At 47.0% G+C, this 25,949-nt stretch carries 23 protein-coding genes and 1 pseudogene; 6 read left to right on the top strand and 18 right to left on the bottom strand.

The features are described 5' to 3' along the window. The 4 genes from SD450_RS15670 to SD450_RS15685 all read right to left on the bottom strand — a co-directional run bounded on the left by SD450_RS15670 (window position 1) and on the right by SD450_RS15685 (window position 3,865). Window positions 1–660, bottom strand: a complete 660-nt coding sequence (locus SD450_RS15670; protein WP_318345399.1) for a YggS family pyridoxal phosphate-dependent enzyme — start codon at window positions 658–660, stop codon at window positions 1–3. A gap of 3 nt (window positions 661–663) precedes the next feature. Further along, window positions 664–1,899 carry a DUF1015 domain-containing protein gene (locus tag SD450_RS15675; RefSeq protein ID WP_318345400.1) on the bottom strand — a complete coding sequence of 412 codons (1,236 nt, stop codon included), beginning with the start codon at window positions 1,897–1,899 and terminating at the stop codon, window positions 664–666. 5 nt (window positions 1,900–1,904) lie between these two features. Continuing rightward, entirely contained in the window at window positions 1,905–2,792 is an 888-nt protein-coding gene (locus SD450_RS15680) for a 3-hydroxyacyl-CoA dehydrogenase family protein (RefSeq protein ID WP_318345401.1), read from the bottom strand. A gap of 104 nt (window positions 2,793–2,896) precedes the next feature. Further along, window positions 2,897–3,865: a Gfo/Idh/MocA family protein gene (locus SD450_RS15685; protein WP_318345402.1), complete on the bottom strand. Its 969-nt coding sequence runs from the start codon at window positions 3,863–3,865 to the stop codon at window positions 2,897–2,899. Between the two features lie 115 nt (window positions 3,866–3,980). On the opposite strand from SD450_RS15685, the gene SD450_RS15690 reads away from it, so the two are divergent. Continuing rightward, window positions 3,981–4,622 (top strand): protein-L-isoaspartate(D-aspartate) O-methyltransferase, encoded by a 642-nt coding sequence (locus tag SD450_RS15690; protein WP_072882639.1) that lies wholly within the window; start codon window positions 3,981–3,983, stop codon window positions 4,620–4,622. 149 nt (window positions 4,623–4,771) lie between these two features. Here the strand turns inward: SD450_RS15690 and smpB are convergent, their stop codons facing one another. Beyond that, on the bottom strand, window positions 4,772–5,233 hold the full coding sequence (gene smpB / locus SD450_RS15695; protein ID WP_318345403.1) for an SsrA-binding protein SmpB: 462 nt from the start codon (window positions 5,231–5,233) through the stop codon (window positions 4,772–4,774). Window positions 5,234–5,313: 80 nt separating this feature from the next. Between smpB and SD450_RS15700 the strand changes: the two genes are divergently transcribed. Beyond that, window positions 5,314–6,057 (top strand): DUF6503 family protein, encoded by a 744-nt coding sequence (locus tag SD450_RS15700; RefSeq protein WP_318345404.1) that lies wholly within the window; start codon window positions 5,314–5,316, stop codon window positions 6,055–6,057. On the opposite strand, the gene SD450_RS15705 is transcribed toward SD450_RS15700, so the two are convergent. The 6 genes and pseudogenes from SD450_RS15705 to clpB all read right to left on the bottom strand — a co-directional run bounded on the left by SD450_RS15705 (window position 6,054) and on the right by clpB (window position 13,082). Next, on the bottom strand, window positions 6,054–6,578 hold the full coding sequence (locus tag SD450_RS15705) for a SixA phosphatase family protein (protein ID WP_318345405.1): 525 nt from the start codon (window positions 6,576–6,578) through the stop codon (window positions 6,054–6,056). The two genes, SD450_RS15700 and SD450_RS15705, sit on opposite strands and share 4 nt — an antisense overlap. Window positions 6,579–6,727: 149 nt before the next feature. Beyond that, window positions 6,728–7,324: a TetR/AcrR family transcriptional regulator gene (locus tag SD450_RS15710; protein WP_318345406.1), complete on the bottom strand. Its 597-nt coding sequence runs from the start codon at window positions 7,322–7,324 to the stop codon at window positions 6,728–6,730. 151 nt (window positions 7,325–7,475) lie between these two features. Then, entirely contained in the window at window positions 7,476–8,540 is a 1,065-nt protein-coding gene (locus tag SD450_RS15715; protein ID WP_318345407.1) for a dipeptidase, read from the bottom strand. A gap of 4 nt (window positions 8,541–8,544) precedes the next feature. Continuing rightward, window positions 8,545–9,010: pseudogene (locus tag SD450_RS15720) on the bottom strand (RidA family protein). Between the two features lie 4 nt (window positions 9,011–9,014). After that, entirely contained in the window at window positions 9,015–10,328 is a 1,314-nt protein-coding gene (locus SD450_RS15725) for a gluconate:H+ symporter (protein WP_318345408.1), read from the bottom strand. Between the two features lie 153 nt (window positions 10,329–10,481). Further along, window positions 10,482–13,082 carry an ATP-dependent chaperone ClpB gene (clpB, locus tag SD450_RS15730; protein WP_318345409.1) on the bottom strand — a complete coding sequence of 867 codons (2,601 nt, stop codon included), beginning with the start codon at window positions 13,080–13,082 and terminating at the stop codon, window positions 10,482–10,484. Window positions 13,083–13,224: 142 nt separating this feature from the next. Between clpB and ytxJ the strand changes: the two genes are divergently transcribed. After that, entirely contained in the window at window positions 13,225–13,614 is a 390-nt protein-coding gene (ytxJ, locus tag SD450_RS15735) for a bacillithiol system redox-active protein YtxJ (RefSeq protein WP_318345410.1), read from the top strand. A 157-nt stretch (window positions 13,615–13,771) separates the two neighbouring features. Here the strand turns inward: ytxJ and SD450_RS15740 are convergent, their stop codons facing one another. Beyond that, window positions 13,772–14,956, bottom strand: a complete 1,185-nt coding sequence (locus tag SD450_RS15740; RefSeq protein ID WP_318345411.1) for a hypothetical protein — start codon at window positions 14,954–14,956, stop codon at window positions 13,772–13,774. A gap of 239 nt (window positions 14,957–15,195) precedes the next feature. Between SD450_RS15740 and glyA the strand changes: the two genes are divergently transcribed. After that, the gene (gene glyA / locus SD450_RS15745; RefSeq protein ID WP_318345412.1) at window positions 15,196–16,470 is read left to right on the top strand and encodes a serine hydroxymethyltransferase; all 1,275 of its coding nucleotides are present in this window, start codon (window positions 15,196–15,198) and stop codon (window positions 16,468–16,470) included. 24 nt (window positions 16,471–16,494) lie between these two features. Here glyA and SD450_RS15750 read toward each other — a convergent pair whose 3' ends face one another. From SD450_RS15750 to SD450_RS15775, 6 genes are all read right to left on the bottom strand, one after another. Next, the gene (locus SD450_RS15750) at window positions 16,495–17,148 is read right to left on the bottom strand and encodes a hypothetical protein (RefSeq protein ID WP_318345413.1); all 654 of its coding nucleotides are present in this window, start codon (window positions 17,146–17,148) and stop codon (window positions 16,495–16,497) included. A 175-nt stretch (window positions 17,149–17,323) separates the two neighbouring features. Beyond that, window positions 17,324–17,992, bottom strand: coding sequence for a response regulator transcription factor (locus SD450_RS15755; protein WP_318345414.1), 669 nt, complete (start codon window positions 17,990–17,992; stop codon window positions 17,324–17,326). A gap of 22 nt (window positions 17,993–18,014) precedes the next feature. After that, window positions 18,015–18,299: a sensor histidine kinase gene (locus SD450_RS15760; protein WP_318345415.1), complete on the bottom strand. Its 285-nt coding sequence runs from the start codon at window positions 18,297–18,299 to the stop codon at window positions 18,015–18,017. 7 nt (window positions 18,300–18,306) lie between these two features. After that, window positions 18,307–20,115 (bottom strand): hypothetical protein, encoded by a 1,809-nt coding sequence (locus tag SD450_RS15765; protein WP_318345416.1) that lies wholly within the window; start codon window positions 20,113–20,115, stop codon window positions 18,307–18,309. 318 nt (window positions 20,116–20,433) lie between these two features. Then, entirely contained in the window at window positions 20,434–20,610 is a 177-nt protein-coding gene (locus SD450_RS15770; RefSeq protein WP_318345417.1) for a hypothetical protein, read from the bottom strand. 143 nt (window positions 20,611–20,753) lie between these two features. Beyond that, window positions 20,754–21,488: a LytR/AlgR family response regulator transcription factor gene (locus SD450_RS15775; RefSeq protein ID WP_318345418.1), complete on the bottom strand. Its 735-nt coding sequence runs from the start codon at window positions 21,486–21,488 to the stop codon at window positions 20,754–20,756. A 639-nt stretch (window positions 21,489–22,127) separates the two neighbouring features. Between SD450_RS15775 and SD450_RS15780 the strand changes: the two genes are divergently transcribed. After that, window positions 22,128–25,697: a deaminase domain-containing protein gene (locus SD450_RS15780; protein ID WP_318345419.1), complete on the top strand. Its 3,570-nt coding sequence runs from the start codon at window positions 22,128–22,130 to the stop codon at window positions 25,695–25,697. Next, the gene (locus SD450_RS15785) at window positions 25,694–25,933 is read left to right on the top strand and encodes a hypothetical protein (protein ID WP_318345420.1); all 240 of its coding nucleotides are present in this window, start codon (window positions 25,694–25,696) and stop codon (window positions 25,931–25,933) included. The genes SD450_RS15780 and SD450_RS15785 overlap by 4 nt, the downstream gene beginning before the upstream one ends. Window positions 25,934–25,949: the final 16 nt, after the last annotated feature.

Below are 25,949 nucleotides of genomic sequence, written 5' to 3' on the forward strand. Positions count from 1 at the left end.
TTATGAATAGTTCCTTGACCCAAATATACTACTTCCAATGCGCACCATCGTGCTACCCTCTTCAATGGCGATGGTATAGTCACCGCTCATGCCCATGGAAAGGATGGAAATACCGGGCATTTTTTTCCGTAATCCATCAAAAATGGATTTCAGTTGCGCAAATTCCTTTCGGATCTGTGCCTCATCCGAAGTAAAGGTGGCCATGCCCATCAACCCTACGATTTTCACATTTTTCATGGATTTGAAGTCGTCGGACCCAAGCAGTTCTTCGAGTTCAGTGGCATCCAAGCCAAATTTGGTGTCCTCTTCGGCAATGTGTATTTGAAGCAAGCAGGAAATCGTCCGATGGTGCTTTTCAGCCTGTTTGTCGATTTCTTTCAGCAGTTTTAGGCTGTCCACCCCGTGGACCAGCGACACGAACTCTGCCATATACTTGACCTTGTTTCGCTGCAAATGTCCGATCATGTGCCATTCGATGTCCTTGGGCAGTTCTTCCCATTTCTGGACCATCTCCTGCACCTTGTTTTCGCCGAACACCCGTTGTCCCACTTCGTAGGCTTCCAAAATGTCTTCGTTGGGTTTGGTCTTGGATACAGCGACCAAGGTGACCCCTTCGGGCAATTCGAATTTGATGTGGTGGAGATTATCTTTTATCGACATAGCTTACAGTTCATAAATGGCAAGCCCGCTGCGGAGCTTTGGTTCAATATACGTGCTTTTTGGGGGCATTACCAAACCTGCATCGGCAATGGCCTTGATTTCTTCAATGGTCGTGGGCACCAAACTGAACCCTACGGCAAAATCGCCCTTGTCCACACTTTCCTTCATCCGGATGAGGTTGTCCCTCCCGCAGCCATACGATATCCGCTCATCGTTGCGGAGGTCACTGATGCCCAAAATGGGCTCCAAAATGGTCTTGAACAGGATTTGCGTGTCCAATTGGCTCAACGCATCCGTAAAGGGGTATTGAGTCTTCCGCAGGTGCAGCGAATAGAAGGTTCCTTCCAAATACATGCTGAATTCATGTTTTTGCTTTGGCCTGCACAGCCCATAGTCCCGTTTCTCGATTCTGAAATGTTTGTCCAGTTGGACCAGGAACTCCTCCTTGGCATAGCCGTTCAGGTCCTTGACCATGCGGTTGAATTCATAGATCCTGATCTGGGACTCGGGAATGAGGTAGGCCATAAAATAATTATAAGGTTCCCTTCCCGTGTGGAATTTGTTCTCGGCTTCCCTGTATTCCGCCAAAAGATTGGAAGAGGCACTTCGGTGGTGTCCGTCGGCAATGTAAAGGGAGTCCATCTGTTCGAAGGCTTTTTCCAATTTTTCAATGCCTTCGGGATAGGAAATCCGCCAAAGTTTGTGGTTTACGCGGTCCGTGGAGGTGAAATCGTACTCAGGTTCCCGCTGTATTTTTCGTTGGAAAATTGCATTGATCAGATCATTGTCGGGATAGGTCATCAGAACGGGCTCCGCATTGAAACCAACGGTGTGAAGGTAATCCGCAAAAAGTGCTTCGCGCTGTTGGATGGTGTCCTCATGCTTCTTGATGGTACCGTTGCGGTAATCGGAAACACTGCAGGCACAGAAAAACCCCAAGCTCTTGAAATCCCCTTTTTCAATTTGATACAGATAAAAGCCCGCTTCCCCATCTTTTTGAAGGATATGCTCCTCCAAAAACTCCAAGTAACGGTTGCGGACCAAGTGAAAGCGTTCCTTTCCCGTGATGTTCTTTTCAAACTTGAACCCAGGATTGATGATGTGCAGGAACGAAAAGGGATTGTGCTGGAGTACTGCGTGCAGTTCATCCGGCCCATATTCCTCGTAGGAGCGCGAGGCCACAAAAAAAGCTTTGTCCTTGGTGGGACGGATGGCCCTGAACGGTCTTATGGTCGCCATGCAGTCTAGTTGAATTGGGACGACACCTTTTCCGCTTTTTTGGATTCGGAATAGTCGTAAAAGCCTTCCCCTGATTTTACACCAAGTTTTCCTGCCATCACCATGTTTACCAATAGGGGGCAGGGGGCGTATTTTGGGTTTTTGAAACCGTCATACATCACGTTCAAAATGGAAAGGCATACATCCAACCCAATAAAGTCTGCCAATTGTAACGGCCCCATCGGGTGGGCCATGCCCAATTTCATCACGGTGTCGATTTCTTCAACCCCGGCAACGCCGTTATAGAGCGTCTCAATGGACTCATTGATCATCGGCATCAAGATGCGGTTGGCCACAAATCCCGGATAATCGTTGACCTCGGTGGGTGTCTTGCCCAACTTTTTGGACAGCTCCATGATGGTCTGGGTCACTTCGTCCGAAGTGCTGTACCCGCGTATGATCTCCACCAGTTTCATAATGGGCACGGGGTTCATGAAGTGCATGCCAATGACCTTTTCGGGTCTCTTGGTGACCGCGGCTATTTGGGTTATGGAAATGGAGGACGTATTGGTGGCCAAAATGGTCCCTGCTTTGCAGGTTTGGTCCAGATCCTTGAAAATCTTCAGTTTGATGTCGAGGTTTTCCGTAGCGGCCTCGATGACCAATTGCACATCGGAAACACCTTCTTCCAAAGCGGTGAAAGTGGAGATGTTGGAAAGGGTCTCCTCTTTTTTGGGCTCGTCAATGGCCTCTTTGGCCAGCATGCGGTCCAAATTTTTGGAAATGGTGGATAACCCTCTGTCCAGCGACGCTTGGGAAATATCGATAAGGTTTACTTTAAATCCGTTTTGCGCAAAAACGTGGGCGATTCCGTTGCCCATGGTCCCTGCACCGATCACTGCTATTTTTTCCATTGTTGTTGTAGTTATCGTGTTGTCAGTTTTGTCATCTAGAACTGTCACCCAGAGCTGTCACCCAGAGCGAAGTCGAAGGGGCAGTCGAAGGACGGGACAAAAACTTATTGTTTTTTGAACGATTCAATGATCTGTAGGGCCACTTTCAGGGCCTTGGTGCCTTGTTCCAAACTCACGACCGGTGTGGTATCGTTGTGGATGGCATCGGCAAAGGTTTCCAGTTCGTCCAAAATGGCATTGTTCACATCGATTTCGGGATTTTCAAAATAGATCTGTTTTTTCTCCCCTTCGGCATTTTGCAATATCATGTCAAAATCACCGGGCTGTTCGGGAGCGTCCTTCATTTTTACCACTTCTACCTTTTTTTCCAGAAAATCGACTGAAATATAGGCGTCCTTCTGGAAAAAGCGCGATTTCCGCATGTTCTTCAGTGAGATACGGCTGGAGGTAAGGTTGGCCACACAGCCATTTTCAAATTCGATTCGGGCATTGGCAATGTCCGGTGAATTGCTGATGACGGAAACCCCACTGGCGTTGATCTGTTTCACTTCGGAAGGCACAACACTGAGGATCACGTCGATATCGTGGATCATCAAATCCAAAACTACAGGCACATCGGTCCCTCTGGGGTTGAATTCCGCCAAGCGGTGCGTCTCGATGAACATGGGGTTCTGGATGTTGTCCTTCACTGCCAAAAAGGCCGGATTGAAACGTTCCACATGTCCCACTTGCCCCTTTACCTTATGTTTTTCGGAAAGTTGGAGCAATTCTTGGGCCTCTTCCAAGGTATTGGTGATGGGTTTTTCAATGAAAATGTGTTTTCCCTTGCCAATGGCCTTTTTGGCGCATTCGTAATGGGAAAGTGTGGGGGTCACAATGTCCACCACATCCACGGCGTCCATCAGGTTGTTGATATTTTCGAAATGGGTATAGCCAAATTCGGCAGCCACTTTTTTTGCGTTGATCTCGTCGGGATCGTAGAAGCCCACAAGCTCATATTTTTCTGACTGGTTCAGCAGTCTGAGATGGATTTTACCCAAATGTCCCGCGCCGAGGACACCAACTTTAAGCATAATACCTGTTTTTGTCAAAAATAAGGATATGATACCACTCTTCCACAAAAATTAGGTCCGAACTGGCGGTAAAGTATTGGGGAACTTTTTAAATTCGTGGACCAGACCAAAGACGATGAAGGATACGCTCAAGCATAGGGGCATGCGCAACAAATTGGCGGAACTATTGGAAGCCAAGGGAATAACGGACAAAAAAGTGTTGAATGCCATAAAGACCATACCACGACATTTGTTCCTGGACAGTGGTTTTGAGGACCATGCCTATCAAGACAAGGCCTTTCCCATTGGGGCGGACCAGACCATTTCACAGCCCTATACCGTGGCTTTTCAGACCGAGTTGCTCCAAGTGAAACCCAACGACAAGGTGCTGGAGATAGGGACGGGGAGCGGTTACCAAACTGCCGTTCTGTTGGATTTGAAAGCCAAGGTATATACGATTGAGCGTCAACAGGAACTCTTCAAAAAAACCAAACTGTTTTTTACCAAAATGGGCTATCGACCTAAAAAAATGATTTTTGGGGACGGTTACAAAGGTCTGCCGGAAGAAGCCCCATTTGATAGTATCATCGTAACAGCCGGCGCTCCCGAAGTACCGAAACCTTTGATGTCCCAGTTGAAAGTAGGGGGGCGGTTGGTGATTCCTGTTGGGGTGGATGAGCAGGTCATGACCCTTTTTGTGCGAAAGTCTGAGAAGGAGTTCCAAAAGCAGGAGTTGGGGGCCTTTCGGTTCGTACCCTTGCTCGAGGACAAGAATTGATTTTCAAGTGTCAAGTTCAAGTTCACGTGTCAAGTGTCAAGTTCAAGCTCAAGTGTGAAGTTCAAGAAAATCGAACACAACCCAATTGACAGTAACTGACTTCCGACTTCGGACTTCTGACATCAAACTCCAAATAACCAAGTAACCGATCAGTCGTTGAAACTCTTTTTCACGCGATCCAGATTGCGTTTGCTGTCACGGTCCTTTATGGTTTCCCGTTTGTCGTAGAGTTTTTTTCCTTTGGCAAGAGCTACGTTCACCTTGGCCAAACCCCTGTCATTGATGAAAAGATTGAGGGGGATTATGGTCAGTCCGGTTGTAGTGACTTCTTTCCGCAGTTTTTTCAGTTCCCTTTTGTTGAGGAGCAATTTACGTTCGGCCTTGGGTTTGTGGTTGTAGTAACTGCCATGGCTGTATTCGTCCACCTGCATGTTCACCACAAAAAGTTCTCCCTTGTCATTGAACTCACAAAAGCTCTGTGACAGGTTGGCCTTTCCCAACCGGATGGATTTTATCTCAGTACCACCCAAAACAATCCCTGCGGTATAGGTGTCCAGGATCTCATAATCAAACCGGGCCCTTTTGTTCTTTATGTTGATGTTTTTCTGCATTGTGCGCAAAAATATAAACTCTTGGCCAAGAAAATTGTAATGTTGCATTAGATTTTACGATTATACATCAAATCTGATCCATGAAAAGAATTTTACTCCCCCTCCTCGTATTGCTATTCCTTGCCTGCAAAGAAACCCCCACAGAAGAACCAACTGCCCAAGAGATTGTGGACAAGTCGATTGCCGCCAGCGGTGGACTCCTCTACAATGATCATGGGACTTCTTTTTTCTTCAGGGATAAGGAATATATATCCAGGAATGAAGATGGGAAGCGGGTGTTCGAACGGATTTCCCGATTGGATTCGGTGACCATCACCGATGTGAAAAAGGAGACTGGTTTTGAAAGATACATGAACGATTCCTTGGTGGTTGTGCCCGATTCCATGGCCATCAAATATGCCAATTCCATCAATTCTGTGCATTATTTTGTGCGATTGCCCTTCGGGTTGAACGATGCGGCCGTGAACAAGGAATTACTAGGGAAGGAATCCATCGGTGGAAAGGAATACTATAAAATCAAAGTGACCTTTGACCAGCAAGGTGGTGGTGATGATTTTGAAGACACATATATCTATTGGTTTGATACAGAAACTTTTAAACCTGATTACTTGGCCTATGACTTCCATGTGGATGGGGGTGGGCAGCGCTTCAGAAAAGCATATAATGAGCGCTATGTGGACGGTATCCGTTTTGTGGATTATGAAAATTACAAACCCAAGACCAAGGATTCGAATATTCTAGAAATAGGAAAGTTATATGACAAGGGAGAATTGGAACTTTTGTCCAAAATAGAGATAACGGACATCGAGGTGCAGAACGATTAATCCATTTTCAAACGGATGTCGGTCGGGACACCGTCAATGATCCGGACAATGAACAAACTGCTGTTGTCGTTGTCGTCCATGTCTTCGTATTTTTCCACCTCGATCATGCGGTTCACGAAAGCAGGTATGGTATTGCTATGGCCCACTACCAGCACGTTTTTTCCTTCATTCACCAATTTGAATTCCTCAATGTCCACGGCATTGGGCTCGTAATATTTCACATCGATGTTTTTCTTGACCGATGTGGGGGCTGCCGTCATGGAAGTCCGTTCGTAGTTGGTGGAGTAAATCACATCCAGCGGAATGGGGTCAAACACCTCTGCCCACCTGATGGCCCTGTTGAGTCCGTCCTGGTTCAGTTCGGGATCAGGGTTTTCGGGGTCGGTCCTGTCCTTTTCGGCATGTCGGATAAAATAGAAAGTGGATATGATCGGGTCTTCTGCAATTTTCGTATCTTTTTTGCAGCTGATACTTCCAACGATTAAAATTGCAAGCGCAATTAGAGGTTTGATGGTTCGCATAGTTCTGATCTAAGAGTTCCCCGAGGTTTTTGTTTATTTGATTTAAAAGTAACGTTTAATTTTCATTTTATCGTATGCGTGCTTATGGTTTGGGGGAGATGCTATGCTGAGAGATGGAATCTAAAAGCAAGTTGAACCGGGTGAAGAGTCTATTTCTTGATTTCCTTCCGTACCAAATGTTCCAGATAGGTAAGTGTGTTGATGAGATATTTGCGGTCGCGGGTAATGGTGCTCATCGCAACGGCCCCTTGGATCATGGTGAACAACTGCTTGGCAAACTGTAACGGGGGCACAGGAAGGTACAATTCGTTCTGTTTGGCCCCATTTTCCAGCACCAGGGCTATTTTTCCTTCGATGTCCTTGACGGTTTCCTTTACCGCAGCGGCCAACAGGGTGTTGTTGCCCTGTGCGTCAACCCCAACATTCAAAATGGGGCATCCGCCCATCGGAAGGGTGAATACGTCATATTGCTTATAGAAATTGATAAGGGAAAACAATTTTCCAAGGGAGTCTTCCTCGGCGTCCAATTGTTCATCTATAGCGTCCAGCAATTGGTTCCGGTTGTATTCAAAAGCAGAGAGGGCAAGGGCTTCCTTGTTCTCAAAATTGCCATAAATGGCACCTTTGGTGAGACCTGTGGCCTCGGTGAGGGCGCTCATGCTGGTTCCAATATATCCGTGTTTGTTGAAGATTGGGGCTACCGTCTCAATGATATAGGCGGTGGTGCGTTCTGCTTTTTTGGACATGGTGGTACTGGTTGGTTCGGGTAAAACGAAGATATAAAAAAACAATACTGTTTGGTATTATAGCAGCTTAAAAGCCGTTATTTTAACAGTGTTGGACCGCTTTACCTGCTCCAAAAATGAAATGATAGGGGTTTTGAAGGGTTTATCACCATCATTTCCAGACCTTTCTCAGGAAATTGAGGTAGTTCTGGCTGGTGATTTTTTCAATATCAACTGCCGTATATCCTCTTTGGGACAACAGTTCGGGGATTTTTTGCAGATCGGCAATCGTGTCCACATCATAGGGCCCCTGTTCTGTTCCGAAACCGCCGTCCAAATCGGTACCAATACCCACGTGATTCGTATTCCCGGCCAACTGACAGATGTGGTCTATGTTGTCCACCATGATTTCGAGTGAGACCCCCATAGTTTTTGGGTCGGATTTCCTCCGGATCCAATTGGGGACCATCATCCAGGCATCCAATACCATCCCGATCACGGCTTCCCTCTGGATCAATTCCTTGAGCTGCTCGTCCGTAAACTGTCGGTTGTGGTCCACAAACTTCCGACAAAGACTATGACTGGCCCAGACCGGACCGTTATAGGCCGTCATGGTTTCCCAGAAACTCATATCGCACAAATGCGTGGCATCCAAAATGAGGTTGAGTTCCTCTATTTTTTTCAAGAGTTCCCTTCCCTTTGCGCCGATGCCTCCAACGGAATCCGTGCCATGGGCATAGATTCCCGGACCATAATGTGCAGGACCGATGGCCCTCAGACCGGCTTCATACGATCTTTCCAAATAGCCCATGTCCACGATGGAATCGGCTCCTTCCAGGCTCAAAATGTATCCTATGGGTTTATGCTCCTTTTCGCTTTGCCAAAGTTGTAAATGATTGTCCAAACCCTCCAAATCCTTGATCTGGACCATTTCGCCTTCATTTTCCATGGCTTTGTACCATGCCAATTGTCCTTGGGTCTGAGCCCAGGCTTGGTGTTGGGAATGCCAACCGGGAAGTGGGTTGTTTTTCTTGACGTAACGGGCAATCTGGGTGGCCACACAAAGGCCTACATGGCCCTCGCGCATGGCGGGGAAAGAAACCGTGTTGTTGCCACGGTCGGGTTTGTCTGTCATTCCCTTTTCCCGCTCCCGTATTTCGGAAACAGGGAGCCTCAGGTCGCGGTTCCACTCCATGGCGTTCATGGAGAGGTCCAAGTGCACATCAAATATGAACATGGGGCTAGGGATGAAGTTCGAACATGGCCTCGACCTCCACGGGAATATTGCCAGGAAGCATCATCCCGACGGCACTCCGTACGCCAATACCATTCTTTTCCAAAAACATCGGCCATTAATTCACTGAATCCGTTGACGACATAGGGTTGTTTCCCAAAATCTGGGGTGGAGTTGACCATCCCCAGCACTTTTACGACCCTTTTGATGCGGTCCAAGCTCCCAAAATGGGTGATGATGGTGGATAGCATGGTCAATCCTACCTGTCTGGCCGCCAATTTGGCCTGGTCGGCATCAAGATCGTCCCCGGCACGGCCTATCAGTAAGGAACCATCGAGCTGGACGGGACCTTGACCTGATACGTATAAAAAATTATCGACGACCAAAATGGGTCTATATACCCCGGCGGGTGGTGGGGCAGGTGGGAGCTGAAGGTTCAATTCCTCAACTCGTTTTGAAGGTGTACTGTTCATATGTTTAGATGATTGTATTTAAAACCAAAACCCCGATAAGTCCCATAATACCGACCAAGGTTTCCATAACTGTCCAAGTGGATAGGGTTTCCTTTACCGAAAGATTGAAATATTCTTTGAACATCCAGAAACCGGTGTCGTTCACATGGGAAAGCATCAAACTGCCAGAGCCTATGGCAAGGACCATCAACTCGGGGCTGGTGCCGGTGCCTGATGCCAAGGGGAGCACGATTCCAGCGGCGGTCAAACCTGCAACGGTGGCCGACCCCACACTGACCCGGATGGCCGTGGCGATGACCCAGGCCAGCACCAAGGGCGATATGCTGGAGCCTTTTAGGCTATCGGCAATGTAATCGCTTACATGGCTGTCGATCAACACTTCTTTCAATGCCCCTGCGCCTGCAATGATCAATAAAATCATGGTGATGCTGGACACGGATGCCGAAACGGAAGCCATGATGGCGGACATGGACTTACCCTTGGACAATCCCAAGGTGTAAATGGCCAGCAATACGGAAATCAACAAGGCAATCACGGGATTTCCAATGAACATGAGCACTTCCCTAAGCTTGCCTTCTTCCAGAAATTGTTCCGCGGCAATGGCAATGCCTATCAGCAATATGGGTGACAAAGCAGTAAAAATACTGGTAAAGGTCGATGGTAGTTCTTCCTTCGGGATGATATTGGGGTTGTAAAATTCCTTTAAGGGTTTGGCCTCCACTTTTTTGATGGTACGGGCGAAGAGAGGGCCGGCCACAATAATGGCGGGAACCGCAATGATGAGCCCGTACAGCAATGTTTTTCCAATATCCGCATTGAACATGGCCGCAATGGCCGTGGGTGCAGGGTGGGGCGGGAGGTACCCGTGGGTCACCGAAAGTGAGGTGAGCATGGGCAATCCCACATAGAGCAAGGGCAGTCCGGTGGAAATGGCAACGGTAAATACCAAAGGGATCAGGATCACGAAGCCTACCGAATAGAACATGGGGATGCCCACAATGAAACCTGTGACCACCATGGCCCACTGCACATGTTTTATACCAAATTTGGCCACCAGTTGGGTGGTGATCTGTTGGGCGGCCCCACTATCGGCGACCAGTTTGCCCAGCATGGCACCAAGCCCCAATATCAATACCAAAAAGCCCAAGGTGTTCCCAATGCCCCGTTGGATGGACGAGACCAGGCTTCCGAGCTCCATCCCTTGAAAAACCCCAACAAAAAGGCATACAATGATAAAGGACAGAAAGGCATTCAACTTGAATTTGGCAATCAAAAGAAAGAGCAAAAGGATGCCCAGAACGGCAATGATGAGTGGCATATTTAGGAGCTGTGTTTGAAGCTAAAATAAGGATTTAAATGAAATATGCCCCGATCGTTTTGGATTTCAAACAACATGCTTTGGAATGTGACAAATAAAAAAACCTCCTCCATTGTTTTGGAGAAGGTTTCATTATGTGGATGATAGTGGAAACTATTCCACCAACTCATTTTGGTTCCGGAACACCAACTGATCGTCAAAACTGTCCAAGAGAACAATGCTGTCGGTCGTAATTTTTCCGGAGAGCAGTTCCTTGGAGAGGTTGTTCAGCACCTCCTTCTGGATCAATCGCTTTACGGGTCTGGCGCCATATTGGGGATCGAACCCTTTTTTGGCCAGATAAGCGATGGCTTCCTCGGTCGCATCCAAGGTGATGTGCTGCTTGTCCAACATTTTCTTCAGACCGTCCAATTGCAGTCTCACAATGTCCTTGATGTCCGACTTGTTCAAAGGTGCGAACATGATGATGTCGTCTATTCGGTTCAAGAATTCTGGGCGAATGCTTTGTTTCAACAATCCCATCACTTCAATTCTTGCAGCTTCCGAAGCACTTTCCAAGTCGACGGCGTCTTCAAACTTCTCTTGGATGATGTGGCTGCCCATATTGCTTGTCATGATGATGATGGAGTTCTTGAAATCCGCCACCCGACCTTTGTTGTCGGTCAATCTACCTTCGTCCAAAACCTGTAGCAGGATGTTGAAGGTGTCCGGATGCGCTTTTTCAATTTCATCCAACAAGATCACGGAATAGGGCTTTCTTCGCACGGCCTCGGTCAACTGACCTCCTTCGTCATAGCCCACATACCCCGGAGGTGCACCTACCAGTCGGCTCACGGAGTGGCGTTCTTGGTATTCGCTCATGTCTATCCGTGTCATGGCATTTTCGTCATCGAACAGATAGGCTGCCAAGGTTTTTGCCAACTCGGTCTTACCGACCCCGGTGGTTCCCAAGAAAAGGAAGGAGCCAATGGGTTTTTTGGAATCCTGCAATCCGGCCCTGCTTCTTCGTATGGCGTCCGAAACGGCAATGATGGCCTCGTCTTGGCCCACTACGCGCTTGTGGAGCACATCTTCCAGTTTCAGGAGTTTTTCGCGTTCGCTCTGCATCATCTTGGTCACGGGGATACCTGTCCATTTGGCCACTACCTCGGCAATGTCCTCATAAGTGACCTCCTCTTTGATCAAGGTGCCAGCGGTCTGTTGGCTTGCAAGTTCATCCTGTAGTTTTTCCAGTTTCTCCTGGGCTTCCTTGATTTTTCCATACCGTAGTTCGGCCACCTTTCCGTAGTCCCCGTTCCGTTCGGCGCGTTCGGCCTCCAATTTGTAGTTTTCAATGTCCTCTTTGGTCTTTTGGATGTTGTCCACCACTGTTTTTTCACTTTCCCACTTGGCAAAGATCTCGTTGCGGTCTTCTTTGAGATTGGCCAGATCCAAGTTCAAGGTCTGCAATTTGGCTTTGTCGTTTTCGCGTTTGATAGCCTCTATCTCAATCTCCAATTGCATGATCTTCCGATCCAGTACATCCAGTTCTTCGGGTTTGGAGTTGATTTCCATGCGAAGTTTGGATGCTGCTTCGTCCATAAGGTCGATGGCCTTATCGGGCAAGAAACGGTTGGTGATATAGCGTTGGGAAAGTTCCACGGCACCAATCACTGCCTCGTCTTTGATGCGGACTTTGTGATGGCTCTCGTATTTTTCCTTGATGCCCCTAAGAATGGAGATGGCGCTCTCGGTATCGGGCTCGTCCACCATTACTTTTTGGAACCTACGCTCCAAAGCCTTGTCCTTTTCAAAATATTTTTGGTACTCGTCCAGTGTGGTCGCTCCAATGGCCCTTAATTCTCCTCTGGCCAAAGCTGGTTTCAAGATGTTGGCAGCATCCATGGCACCTTGTCCGCCCCCGGCACCCACCAAGGTATGGATCTCGTCAATGAAGAGCACAATATTCCCATCGGATGAGGTAACTTCCTTGATGACGGCCTTCAATCGCTCCTCAAATTCACCTTTATATTTGGCCCCGGCGATCAATGCACCCATGTCCAGGGAGTAAATGATCTTGTCCTTCAAGTTTTCGGGGACATCGCCCTGTACAATACGGTGGGCCAAACCTTCGGCAATGGCGGTCTTACCCACACCGGGCTCACCCACCAACATGGGGTTGTTCTTGGTCCTTCGGGACAAAATTTGCAAAACCCTTCGGATTTCTTCATCACGCCCGATCACAGGGTCCAATTTTCCACTGTCTGCAAGACGGTTGAGGTTGTTTGCATATTTATCCAAGGAGTTGTAGGTCTCCTCGGCACTTTGTGAGGTCACCTTACCGCCTTTGCGCAATTCTTGGATGGCGGCTGTCAAATCTTTCTCCGTGGCACCTTGATCCTTTAGGATTTGGGCTATTTTGCTCTTTGATTTAAAAATGGCCAGCAAAAGGTGTTCGATGGAAACAAATTCATCGCCCATGTTCTTGGCCACGATACTCGCTTCGTTCACTGTTTTTCCCGCTTCCCTGGAAAGCATGATCTCCCCACCGGATACCTTGGCAAAGCTCTGGAGTTCCTTGTCCAGGATTTGGTTGAGCAGGTTCACGTTCACGTTCAATTTCTTCAAGATGAAGGGAAGTACGTTTTCGTCCACTTCCGCAATGGCCTTGAAGAGGTGTTCGTTCTCAATTTGTTGGTGACCATATTCCTGGGCCAATTGCTGGGCCCGTTGAATGGCTTCCTGTGATTTTATGGTAAAATTATTAAAGTTCATAGTCGTTGTTTTTTTCTGATATGTCAACAATCCTACCATCTGTGGGTTACCGTCAAAATGTCTGAAAAACCCAGAAAACACAAGACATTTCGTCAGATGTAAGCTTTTTTATCCTTCCCGACTTATCCCGTAAATTTGCAACATGGGAATATTTGACAGTATCTTCGGAAAGAAGGAGCCGACCGAACCTCAAGATAAGAAAATACCATGGATTTTTCTGGAATCCCTGGAACAATTGGAAACGATGGAAGCTGATTCCAAGGAGCGGCCACAGGTAATCTTCAAGCACTCATCCACCTGCGGTATCAGCAGCATGGTGCTAAAGATCTTCAACGGTTCGTATGATCCTACTTTGGATTATGATCCCTATTTTTTGACCATCCAGGCACATAGAGATCTCTCCAATGTGATTGCGGACAGGTTTGGGGTAAGGCATGAGTCGCCCCAATTGCTGATCCTGAAAAATGGGAAGGTGATTTTCCACACATCCCATGGTGCCATTGCAGATCTAGAACTTTCAAAATATCTATAATAGTCCATAAAAAAGACAAATGTCAGTTCGAGCGCAGTCGAGAACCTCAAATGTCAGTAACAATCAAGGGGTTTCGACTGCGCCTGTCTGCCGACAAAGGCAGGTTCAACCTGACAAAGTTGAAATTTTCTGTTTTTGACAACCTCTTTTTAAAGATTTAGTTAAACTGGTATTTTGCTATGATGCCCTTGAGCCTCGCTTTGAGGTCTTCCCCGGCATCGTACACCATTTGCTCATTGGAGGGAAAAGGGACTTCCCTGGCATTCAGGTACACCAGAAGATCGTTCTCCAAGGCCCTCTTGTCCCCTTGATAGTTGGCAAAGATATGCTCGAAAACAAATTGACTGGATAGGGGGTAGGCATTGATCTCCTGTCCGTTCTTCAGGTCGGTGAACCGCACCTTGGCCCCAATCTGGGCACTTTTGGTCTGGGTAAACTGGAAGAATTTACAGGTCACGGTACGCATTTTGTCCACTTTGATCTTATTGCCCAAACTGTCCTTGACCACGTTACCGTTACGGTCCAACAAATATTCCCAACCATCAACAATCTGTTTTTCCTTGATGATCTGGGTCTCGTTCACACGCTCTGGCGAAACATTGATTTCCATGAAGTCAAGGTTCATGGCGTAATCATATTTCACGTTGGCCAATGGATTGGTGTGGTATTGCAACCAAAAATTGTCGATGCCAAAGGCATTGAAGTCCAAAAGTTCTCGTTCCAACCGTTCAGGGATGATCTGCTCGGTCAGGTTTCCGATTTCGACCCGAACGAACTCCAGTCCTTTGTTGTAGGCCTCGTCCATTTTGGCTACGGTCTCCTTGTACCCGGGATTGATTTCCTGCAGGTACTTCAAGTCGTCATAGGCGGCACGATAGTCGCTCTTGTACTTGGCACTTTTCAATAGGCCGATGGCATTTTCATACAAATGCTCGGACAGTTGGTCCTTAGTGTTCAGGATGTCGTTGTCGTAGTTCTCAAAATGGAACTTCGCATTTCGTCCTTGGTCGTTGATGCGGAGGGGCAACAATGGCTTGATGCGTTCCTGTATCCGTTTCAACTGTATGTATTTGTTGTAGATGGTCTCCAGATTGGCAGGATTGCCATCGTTCTGCAAAAAGGCAATTTCCTGTTCTTCCCTTTCCGCATTTTTGGCAAAGGCCTCTTCCAATAGGGTGATGTATTCCTGGTTGCCCTTTTTGGTCTTGTTTTCCGCTAAGTTCTTTATGGCCTTGTCCATGGCGGTAACATAGTTACCGGTGTTCAGGGCTTCTTGGGTCTTCTTGACGCCCCCACAGGCGGCAATCGTCAAAATAGTGGTCAAGAGTAGAATTTTTTTCATGATGATGGTGTATTGGTTGTTTGATCGTGTTCAATAGCTATGCCAAAAAACAATTATCTATAAACGAAAAAGTCGCACAGGTAGTGTGCAGGTGGGGTTTAAGTTTCAAATATAGAGCATTTAACGACAGTTTCGACTTTGTTAATTTCCGTTTGATAAAATTGGGATGTATGTTGCTTTTTTTGGACATAAATCCCCTTCCAATTCGTAATTTTGCGGCTTATCAAAATAATTTGCAGATGCAACGAGACCATAAGATTTTTGAACTGATAGCACAAGAGAAGGACAGACAGATTGAAGGCATAGAGCTGATAGCTTCCGAGAACTTTACCAGCCCGCAGGTCATGGAGGCCGCTGGCTCCGTACTGACCAACAAATATGCCGAGGGCTATCCTGGAAAGCGCTATTATGGTGGTTGCGAAGTGGTGGACCAAGTGGAACAACTAGCCATCGATCGCGCCAAGGAGCTGTTTGGGGCCGCTTATGCGAATGTTCAGCCACATTCCGGCTCCCAGGCCAATGCATCTGTATATCATGCCTGTCTGCAGCCTGGGGATACCATTTTGGGCTTTGACCTGTCCCATGGCGGTCACTTGACCCACGGGTCGCCCGTAAATTTCTCCGGAAAACTGTACAATCCCGTTTTCTATGGGGTTGATGAGGAAACCGGTACGCTCAACTATGATAAGATCCAAGAGATTGCGGACAAGGAAAAACCCAAATTGATCATTGCCGGTGCTTCTGCGTATTCCCGAGATATGGACTTTAAACGTTTCCGTGAGATCGCGGACAGCGTAGGCGCTATTTTGGTCGCCGATATATCCCACCCCGCAGGATTGATCGCCAAGGGCATCTTGAACGATCCCATCCCACACTGCCATATTGTGACCACTACCACCCATAAAACCTTGAGGGGTCCTCGAGGAGGGCTGATTTTGATGGGCGAGGATTTTGATAATCCGTTTGGCATCACATTGAAGAACGGTACCCTTCGAAAAATGTCGGCCCTTTTGGATCTTGCCGTGTTCCCCGGAAACCAAGGTGGACCATTGGAACACATCATCGCGGCCAAGGCGGTGGCCTTTGGTGAGGCACTTTCCGATGAGTTCCTGCACTATATGATCCAAGTGAAGAAAAATGCGGCTGCCATGGCAAAAGCATTCATGGCCTTGGATTACAAAGTGATTTCAGGAGGTACGGACAACCACATGATGCTCATCGACCTAAGAAACAAGAACATCACCGGGAAAGATGCTGAAAAGGCGTTGGAACATGCGGCCATCACGGCCAACAAGAACATGGTGCCGTTTGACACACAATCCCCGTTCATTACTTCGGGCATCCGATTTGGTACTCCCGCCATCACCACTAGAGGGTTGAAGGAGGCCGATATGGAGACCATTGTCGGGTTTATCAACGAGGTGATCATGGATCCAACGAATGAGGAAAAATTGGCCCAAATAAAACAAAAGGTCAACGATTTGATGAAATCGCGACCCTTGTTCAGTGCTTAGTATCTATGCTTGCTTAAGTTCGTATTATTCAAATAGGAAGAGGTCCACTTCGTAAAATTTCCTTTTATCGAGGGAATAGATCATGACTTGGTGGGATTCGTCCTCAAAATAGAGGCCCCAATAGTCAAAATAGCTGCTTTTCCCTTTTTTTGGTTCAAAGGCATCCGGTGCGCCGTACTCATATACAGGAACAAAGATTTCATAGGGCATTTCGGTCAACCCCTTGGTGTAGTACACAAAGTGTTCGCTCGCCTTGAGCAATATATTCCCGATCTGCTGGGGCACGCTGTGCGTATAGACCCTCGAAATGATGATCGAGGTATCCTTGAAATGCAATGAAGTTTCGGCGATGTCCAAGGAAAAATTGTTTTTGGCATTGAGTTCCCTGAAGGCATGTTCGAAGGAGGAGGAGACCTTGTGGCCCTTTTTGGGGAAAGTCATACCGCCCCAAGTTCCAGTGGTGAAGAAATGAAGGCTCTCCGTAATGCCAAAATTAAAGTTCAGGTCCAATACCATGTCAGTTTTTTTGGTCTCCTTATGGTAATTGAAATGTATTTTGACTTCGGCAAAAAAGTCTTTTTCAATGGTTTTTAAAAACTCGTCCAGCCCATTTGCGGCCTCAAATACCTTTGCGCCACTTTGCTGATGATCGGTGTTGTTTTTCCTTGGGAGTGACATATTCTATGGGTATAATTTTCTTTCCACCTTAAAGTTAGGATGAATCTTTTTTCTGGGATTGAAGAAAATCCTTAAAAATTCTGGGTGTTTTCCCCAGTTTGTAGGCTTTTTACCTCATGAAGAAGGAAAACCAATTACGGTTTTCGATGAATGGAATCTTTCGGGATGGTGGCGTTTAAATGAACCCTCTGTTTTTGGCGGCAATAATTAGGGCCATATCGTTTTCGTTCTCGGTACCGAAAAGGGTCTTCAAATGCCGTTTTCTGTTCTCGATGGAGGAGGGGGAGAGCCTGATGTGCTTTTCCAAGTCCTTGTTCTTGGTGCCCATGGATAGGTGGTACAATATCTGCTTGTCCTTTTCATCCAGCTCGATGTCGTTGGCCATTTTCTTGCGGATGGCGGACAGTGCCTTTGAGGAATAATAGGGCGGATTCAGGACGATGGTCTTCACGGCATCTTCCAAGGTTTTGGGGTCAATGTCCGTTTTGACCAGATAACCGTCAGGGTCCACGGATTTCAAAATGCTGTTGATCCTGAAATTGTCACTGAAGGAGGACATGAAGGCAATCTTGGTCTGGGGGACCAGTTTTCGGGCCAGGACGCCCAAATCTTCTCCCGAGTGGGGCTGATTTTCGTTAGGGGCGAACAACTGCACGTCCAAAAGCAGGATGTCATATTTAAAGGAATTCACAGAGTCCTCGATGAGCTTTTTTCCCGCTTCGTAGGTATTAGCAGTATCCACGATGATCTCGTACCCTTCAAACTCAATGTTCTCCAGAATGAACTTATACCCGAGCATGGTCATTTCGTGGTCGTCTATTGCCAATATTCTCAATGTTTTCATATCGATTTGCTTCTAGTAGGATTTAGGCGTTCATGGGTTGTTTTGGGGCTGGGGTTTCCTTGGCTCCTTCCGTTTTGATATACTTGGCGGGCATGGTCACTGAAATGGTGGTTCCCTTTCCTTCCTTGCTGTCAATATCAAAGGTACCGTTTGTCTTTTTCACTCTTGACATAATGTTTCTTAGGCCGATTCCCCGTTTTCCCTTGGTCGTATCAAAACCGATACCGTCGTCTTTTATGGTCAGTTTCAATTTGTCCCCGGCCATTCCAAAGGAAATGGCTATGTTCTTGCATTTGGCGTGCTTCACACAGTTTTTAAGGGTTTCCTGGACTATCCGGATAGGCATTGATCTTGATGTCCCCCAGCAGATTGTCCCAGTGTACTTTTTTATCGTAGGTGAAAGAACAGGATATACCGGAGGATCTTTGGACTCCCTTGACCAATTCTTCCAACGACACGATAAAATTATGAAATTTTTCATAAGAGGCATGGTTGAGCTCGTGCGAAATGGTCCTGATATCTTCCTCCACTTCCCGCAACTTTTCTATGTAGTCGGCGCGTTGCTCCACCGAACCGCTATCCGCCCTTTCGTTCAAGCCGCTCAATATGAGCCTTATGCCGAGCATCTCGCCCAAAATACCGTCATGCAGCTCTTCCGAGATGCGTTTTTGTTCCAATTGCCTGCCCTCTTCAAACTTGCCCTGCTGGGAGAGCAACAGGTTGTAGATTTCCTGGTTGCTTTCCTGTTGTCTTTGCTTGTACTTGAGCCTGTTGTTGTTGATGAACTGCAGCACGATCACCGTGGTGGTCAATCCCAACACAACGAGCCCCAGCACGACCCCTGCCCACAGTTGCCGCTCTCGGGACAGGATCACATTCTCCTCCAGGATCTCATCGGTCTCCAGACGGATGCGGGCAAATTTGTCACGTTTGGTACGCTCCTCTTCCTTGATGACCTCATTGAGTTCGTAATAGGTATTGGCGTAGGCGGCTGCATTGGCCTTGTCCAATTGGGTGAGCAGTTGCAAGACTTCCAATAGCCGATCGTTGTTGTGTGTCTCCCTGGCCACCGCCCTGGATTCCTTGGCATATTGCAGGGCATTGGTGGTGTCGCCCTTGGCGGCCAAGAGTTCGGCATAGTATTGTTTGGTGCGGGCTTGATGGTACAGTTGGTTAGTACTATCATTTACCTTCATTGCTTTTTTAAGCAATTGTTCCACTTCATCAAAATTGCCACCTGTCTTAAAAATACTGTATGCAAGACTTGTAAGGGCCAATGAATAAATTTCTATGTTTCCATTTATAAGATTCTCATTATTCAGTAATCCTTCAAAAGAGGTTTTGGCCGAAATATAATCTTCTTTTCGTAAAAGCTCACCGGCTATGTTATTTTGGTTTTGCCATACAGCTTCTATTCTATTTGGAGATTTTAGTTTTTCTAAATACGTACTAGCTTTCTCAAAATACTCTAAAGATTTTTCACTGTTCCCCATGCCACTGGAAATAATACCCAACAGATTATAGCAGTTGTAAATCCTCATGGTGTCATCTAAGCCATCAAAAATCCGAAGGGCTGAGGTAATGCTGATTTCTGCTCCCAAATAATCCTTGTAGGAATCTTGGATCTGGCCCATGCTGTACAACATCCTGCCTTTTAGCATATCGGACGAGCTGCTCTTAGGGAGTTTTTCAAAGCTGTTCAAGGCCTTTCTATAATGGTAAAAAGCACTGTCCAAGGCTCCATAGGATTTGAAGAAGGACGCCAAATCCCAATGCGAATTGCCCAGAGGGGTGTACATGTTTGTTTCTTGGGACATCATCATCACCTGCTTGTTGGTCTCCCTAAAGCCTAGGGAATCCTTCAAGTTTTTGTAGGCGAGTGAAATGTTTGACAATTGCTGCAATATGAGGGTGTCATTGGTCAATGCAAAGGCTTCGTTCTTGGCATTTTCCAGGAACTGTTTCCGTGTTTCAATGGGCAATTGGGCACTGTCCTTGGCCATTTGGAGCCAATGCTTGACGGCATCTGTTTTGGGGTCGGGAGCAATGGTGGCATTGTCCGAAGGTGACTTGGCACATCCCCAGAAAACCAACACGATAGCTATAAATGCCCAGTTCTTCAATGGTGTATTGGATGGTTTATTGTTGATACAAGGTACTAAAAAAGCCCCAGACCTTTTCAGGGGATGGGGCTTTGTTTAATAATTATATTTCAATCATAAGGTGCGATCGTCATTGGCACTCTGCTTCAAACGGAATATTCTATTTTGACGTATGTCCCAGAATGTCCGCCCGTTGACTTTTTCTTCGAGTGCAGTAGCTCTATTTGTATCTCCCTTTATGACTTTACGTGGTTCATCTTTATAGCAGAACAGTGTCCCGCCCAAAAAAAATACTAAAAGTGATAATCGTATGAGGTTGTTCATCCAGAGATGTGATAATTAGTTCAAGCCCTCTTCATCACCACGGTCATCATCATTTGAGTGCTGGCCATCCGTGGCACTTTGGTCCATTTGCTCAAAAAGAGCTTCGGTATCCTGGATGTCGGTTTCCGCTTCGCAAGAGTAGAATCCAACGGTCAATAGTGCAAGGGCCAAAATACTTAGTAGTTTTCTCATAATATTAGGTTTTAGGGTGTTAATTAAATTGGTTTGTCCATGCCAAAATTATCCAACACCCATCGCGGGAGGTATGAGGAAAAAGGGAATTTAGAATCTGTAGGGATTCTGCAAGAATTTTGCAGTAAACTGTTAGAATTTTGTCAGTTGAGGGCCTTTGCAGAGGTTTTGGACAGCATTTCCTTCAAATTGTCTATTTTGTCCTTGTAGGTCTTGGAAAAGGGGAGCTCTTCCTCATTCCCGTGCTTCAGGGTGCAGATGGACTTGCCGTAATTGATGCGGGACACATACCTGCTGTTCAGGATGTAGCTCTGATGGATGCGGATGAATGATTTTGGGAGCTTGTCCTCGAAAGATTTCAATGTTTTAAAGGCACTGATGGTGCTGCCGTCCCTCATGAAAAAATCCGTGGTGTTGTTGTCGGATTTCAGATAAAGGATATCCTTGGTGTCCAGGTACCTATAATCGTTGTAGGATTTGAGGCAGATGGTGGACGGCATGTCCTGTTTGGGATGCCTTTTGCGGAGGCGCAGGATGGTCTTCCTTACATCGAATTCGTTGTGGGGAAGGATCCAGTAATCAAAAAAACCACTCTTGATGGCGTTGTAGGCATATTTTTTAGAAGTGGAATATCCTATGATAAGGGGGAGGGACTGCATGTACTGGTTCAGTTCGGTGACCATTTGAAAATATTCCATGCCATCTTCCCCAAGATTGATCAGCACCAGATCCGGGGTGAACTTCAAAATGGAGTCCAAACCTTCTGCTGCGGATGCGGCCACACCGGTGCAGGTCAAATCTTCGTACTCCTCCAAATAGAGTTGCAACTGAAGCTTGGTCGCTGCATTGTGGTCGATGATGTTATAGGTATATTCCATGCGCAAAATGCTGAGTGCAAGTTACTAACGAGTTCAAAAAACTCATTACAGTTTTCCCTTAAAAAAACTATGGGTTTCTCCTTAAAACGGGTTGTTTTCTTACAAAAAACCTTAAAATTTCGTTAAAAGCTAACGACCTGCAACAAATCTATGCTTGACCCGACCTAATTTTTGAATGCGTGTCAAAGCAAGTTCGTTGATGGGGCAACACGCTGGATGAGCATGTATAAACAGTGGTGAAGTTTGGTGTGGTTTTTACTAAGTTCATTTGGTTGAAGTGTTGATTTCATACTATGTTACGACGACGAACCATAGAATCAAAATAATAGGAAGGATTTTTGGCAGGGAACACTCCAGAATTCGATGAAGTGCACAAAAATTATGCTTGCTTCGAAGACTGCCAGGTCAAAATTGGTTATTTGAACAGTTCCTGTACAGATTCAGGCACACGCTTGGGGCGGAAGGTTTTGGAAAGGAATTTTGTGTTGATGTCTCATTTTGTGGGAATCCTCCATCCGTCAGATCGGAAAGGGTTTTCCTCAACTCAAATGGAGCATCCGTCAATTGGATGCTTTGTTTGTCTTTTAACATCCTATATTCATCCGCACAAGGACAGTTCCATCCAAACAAGACCTACTTATGAGAACACTATCCATGAAAAGGGCACGGAAAGCAATGATTTCCGTTTTTTGCCTACTGCTCACCGTAGCAGCAACCGCCCAATCCTATCCCGTTCAGGTACTGGCCCAGTCCACTCCGCCCACGCCCGTACATTTTTCGGATTTTGCCAATACCAACACCCTGAACGGCCCTTTGCGCGTGCAGATCGTACTGAACGACCTGCAGATTTCCAACAGGCAGGTACGCCTACAGGTGTCCTTCAATGGGAACGGTATAGGTTTTACCGGGCGGGAAACCGTTGTCGGGGCCGCACCGCTCTTTTTGGAAGGGGGACTGCCCATCGTGTTGGACCACACCCTGCTCGCCCCTTATTTTGAGTTTGCCAATCTGGAAGGCATATCGCCCAATGCGTATGGGGCCCCTATCCCGGATGGGGCCTACCAGGTCTGTTTTGAGGTCTTCGATGTGCTCACGGGCAAACGCCTCTCCAACAATGCCTGTACCATCCTAAATGTGTTCAAGAACAGTCCGCCGTTGTTGGTGCTGCCCCAGAACGACAGCGATCTGGTGGAGCGCAGCCCACAGAACATCGTGTTCCAGTGGACGCCACGGCACATCAATGTGGGCCAAGTGGAGTACGATCTCAGTCTGGTGGAGATATGGGACAACGCATTGGACCCACAGGCCGCCTTTTTGGGTTCCAATCCCCTTTTCACGGCCACGACCAGTGCCACCACCTATGTGTACGGGCCAAGTGACCCTATGTTGCTTCCGAACAGGACCTACGCATGGCGGGTGAGGGCCAAGGCCAAGCAAGGGGCGGAGGACATCGGTATGTTCGAGAACCAAGGGCATAGCCAAATTTTTTCGTTCAAGCATATAGAAGGCTGCCACGTGCCCCATGGGATACGACATGAGATAAAGGGCGCCCATCAGGCCAATGTGCTGTGGGACGACCCCAGCACCGAGGTGCCGCGGTTCACTGTGCGCTACCGGGCCAAGGGGGATGGCAACCAGTGGTTCCTGAACCGCACCACGGCCAACTGGACCACTTTGTGGGACCTAAGGGCGGGCACCACATACGAATACCAGTTGAAAAAGACCTGCACCGTGGCCGAGAGCGATTGGAGCCCCATACGGCAATTTACGACCCACTTGCAGACCGAGGAGGATGACCTATATCAGTGCGGGATGTCGCCCGATGTGGACATTGCCAACCAGGACCCACTCCCCGACTTGGGTGTGGGCGAGAGCTTTACGGCGGGGGATTTCCAAGTGGTGGTCACCGAGGTGAGCGGTGGCAACGGCTACTTCACCGGCAGGGGCCATACCCGTTTACCGTATTTGAACAACATAAAACTGGCCGTGCACTTTACCAATATATTGGTAAACACCGATAGGCAGCTTGCACAGGGCACCGTGATCACCGAGTTCGACCCCACCATGGGCAATATTGTGGACACGGGCGATGTGGTGCAGACGGTGGGGGAATTTGGGGGAGCCGTCGTGGAGCTTGCTTCGTCCATACGGGAGCTGCTGCAAAACTTTACGGGAACCCCGGAACAAATTGAGCAACTGCAAACTGAAAACGAGCAGCAGGACAGTTATGTGAAGGAATTATTGGCCGATGAAACCATTCCGCAAAATGTAAGGAACCAACTCGCCGCCAACCACAATGCCTATAATGCCGCCAGCCAAGACTTGATAGACGAAGCCACCCAGGGAGGGCCCAACCCCGAAGGCTACAACACGGCGAACCAACAACAGGCCTACAACGACCTTGAGGCAAGTATACAAGAGGCGGAGAGTTACCGAAACGCCTCATCCAACGCCGATGAAATTGCATTTGACCCCGAAGATGCCCTTGCACTCGAAGGAACCACCGAAACAAACATCGTGGTCTATCTGTCGCCGGCAGGAGTGCCCGTGGCATTGTCTGGAGAGGTCCCTGTAGAATATTATAAGGTAAAAAACGGGATTACCGCCTATGGCGCCTTACAGAGCTTTACCATTGAGGATGGCCCCAAAGCAGGGGAGTACAAAGCCCATAAAAAGGGAAATGAGTTTACGGGCTATAAAATCAATACGGACTCAGCACCCTACGATTTTGGGGCACTGCCCGACCCTAACAACATTTTTGTTAGGACAATAGACCAAGGATTGGGTTGTAGTCATCTGTTGTTGGAAGGTCACTTCCAACCGACCAACCTGAACACAACGGGAGAAGGAACCTTGGTTACGGATTGGGGCGATGTACAATGGGACCTGCTCCCCATTGAAAAGCAGGGTTACACTACTTGCTTGCCCCCGTTGGACTACGATGGGTTTGCCGAATACGTTATGGGAGCCTACAACCCCTTTGGCTATGGCGGCTTTTTACGCAAAGTGGTGGCCATGGACGGCAGCGTGGCGCATGTGTACTCCATTGCCGACCAAGAAAACGGTTGGATGATACATTACCAGTACAATAGGGGCAACGGAAAATGGGATCCCATAGAAGTGCCTGAATACAATGTGGACACCGCAGCGGCACTTGACTATTTGTTCGGGCAGGTATTTAGCTCGGCGGCAGGACATTTGGTGTTGGATGCCGCGGGCATGGTTCCCGTGGCCGGGGAGGTCTTTGATGTAGCCAATGGAGTATGGTACACCATTGAGGGCGACGGTGCCAGTGCAGCCATTTCTTTTGCCTCCACCATACCCTTGGTATATGCCACCACGGTTAAGAATGCGGGGAAAATTGTTAAATTAGCCAATGGCACCACCGTTTTGGTAAAGTTCTCCAAGGAGGCTACCGAGCGGTTGGTGGACGTTCTTAAGCGATTGGACTTGGATGCCGCACAGCTCCAAAAGCTGAGCGATGACCTTACGAACAAGGAATTTGCCGAGGCAATTGCGGAGAATCCTGAGTTGGTCGATATTTGGAAGTTCTTAGATGAAGCTGGCGTTAGTAATACGTTAAGAAAGAATGTTGATAATTTAGATGCACTGGACGCATTCAAAAAAGCGAATCCCAATGTTTCAGATGAAGCAATTAAAAATGCACTCACTAGTCTGAAATCATCCAGAAGACAAGCGTATCTTAATGGATTAAAAAATGTTGCAGATAACAATGTGCTGTCTTTGACTAATAAAAGATTAGCTAATCCAGATGAAGTAAAAGACGCACTGAATAGTTTGCGAGACTTTAGAAAAAATAACCCATCGGTAAGTAGTTCAACAAATGTTGGAGCACTAGATGGCACGATTAATGGAACACCAGCTAGTCAATTGTCTTCCAACCCTAAGTGGGTAAGCGGTGCAAACGATACCCCATTGACAGAGGCACCAGTATGGTCAGCACAAAATGCAACTGGTAGCAGTGGAGCATCATGGTTGAGAGATATTGATTCTGAATATAAAATGTTAAATGATATGGCTCGAAAGTTAGAGCCTAATGCAAAGGTGGGAGATGTATTTAGTTCTCATGCGGGAGAGATAAAAATTATTTCTGAAATACCTTACTGTACTTCATGTTCAGGTATTATTCAAAATTTCAATGAAATGTTCCCGAATATTAAGGTTGTTTTAATTGATGGGATTAAATGATGGAGAGCAAAAAAATCAAATTTACAGTTCCAGTTGATAGTAGAGAAGCTTTAGAAAAAGCAATAGACTATGTGAATTTACAATCAAATGCTGATTATGAATTAGTCAATTACGAAGAACATGAAGTTGGGTTAGCTACTATAGAGGTTAGTGAAGATAAGATAAAGCCTGAATTTATGTTTATGATGGGAAATCGATATTCTATCAATTATAAGCCTAAAAAGCTCAATTTTTAATAGTAAGCCTCACATC

This window comes from Flagellimonas baculiformis (genome assembly GCF_033441575.1).
GTDB classification, from domain to species: Bacteria; Bacteroidota; Bacteroidia; order Flavobacteriales; family Flavobacteriaceae; genus Flagellimonas; species Flagellimonas baculiformis.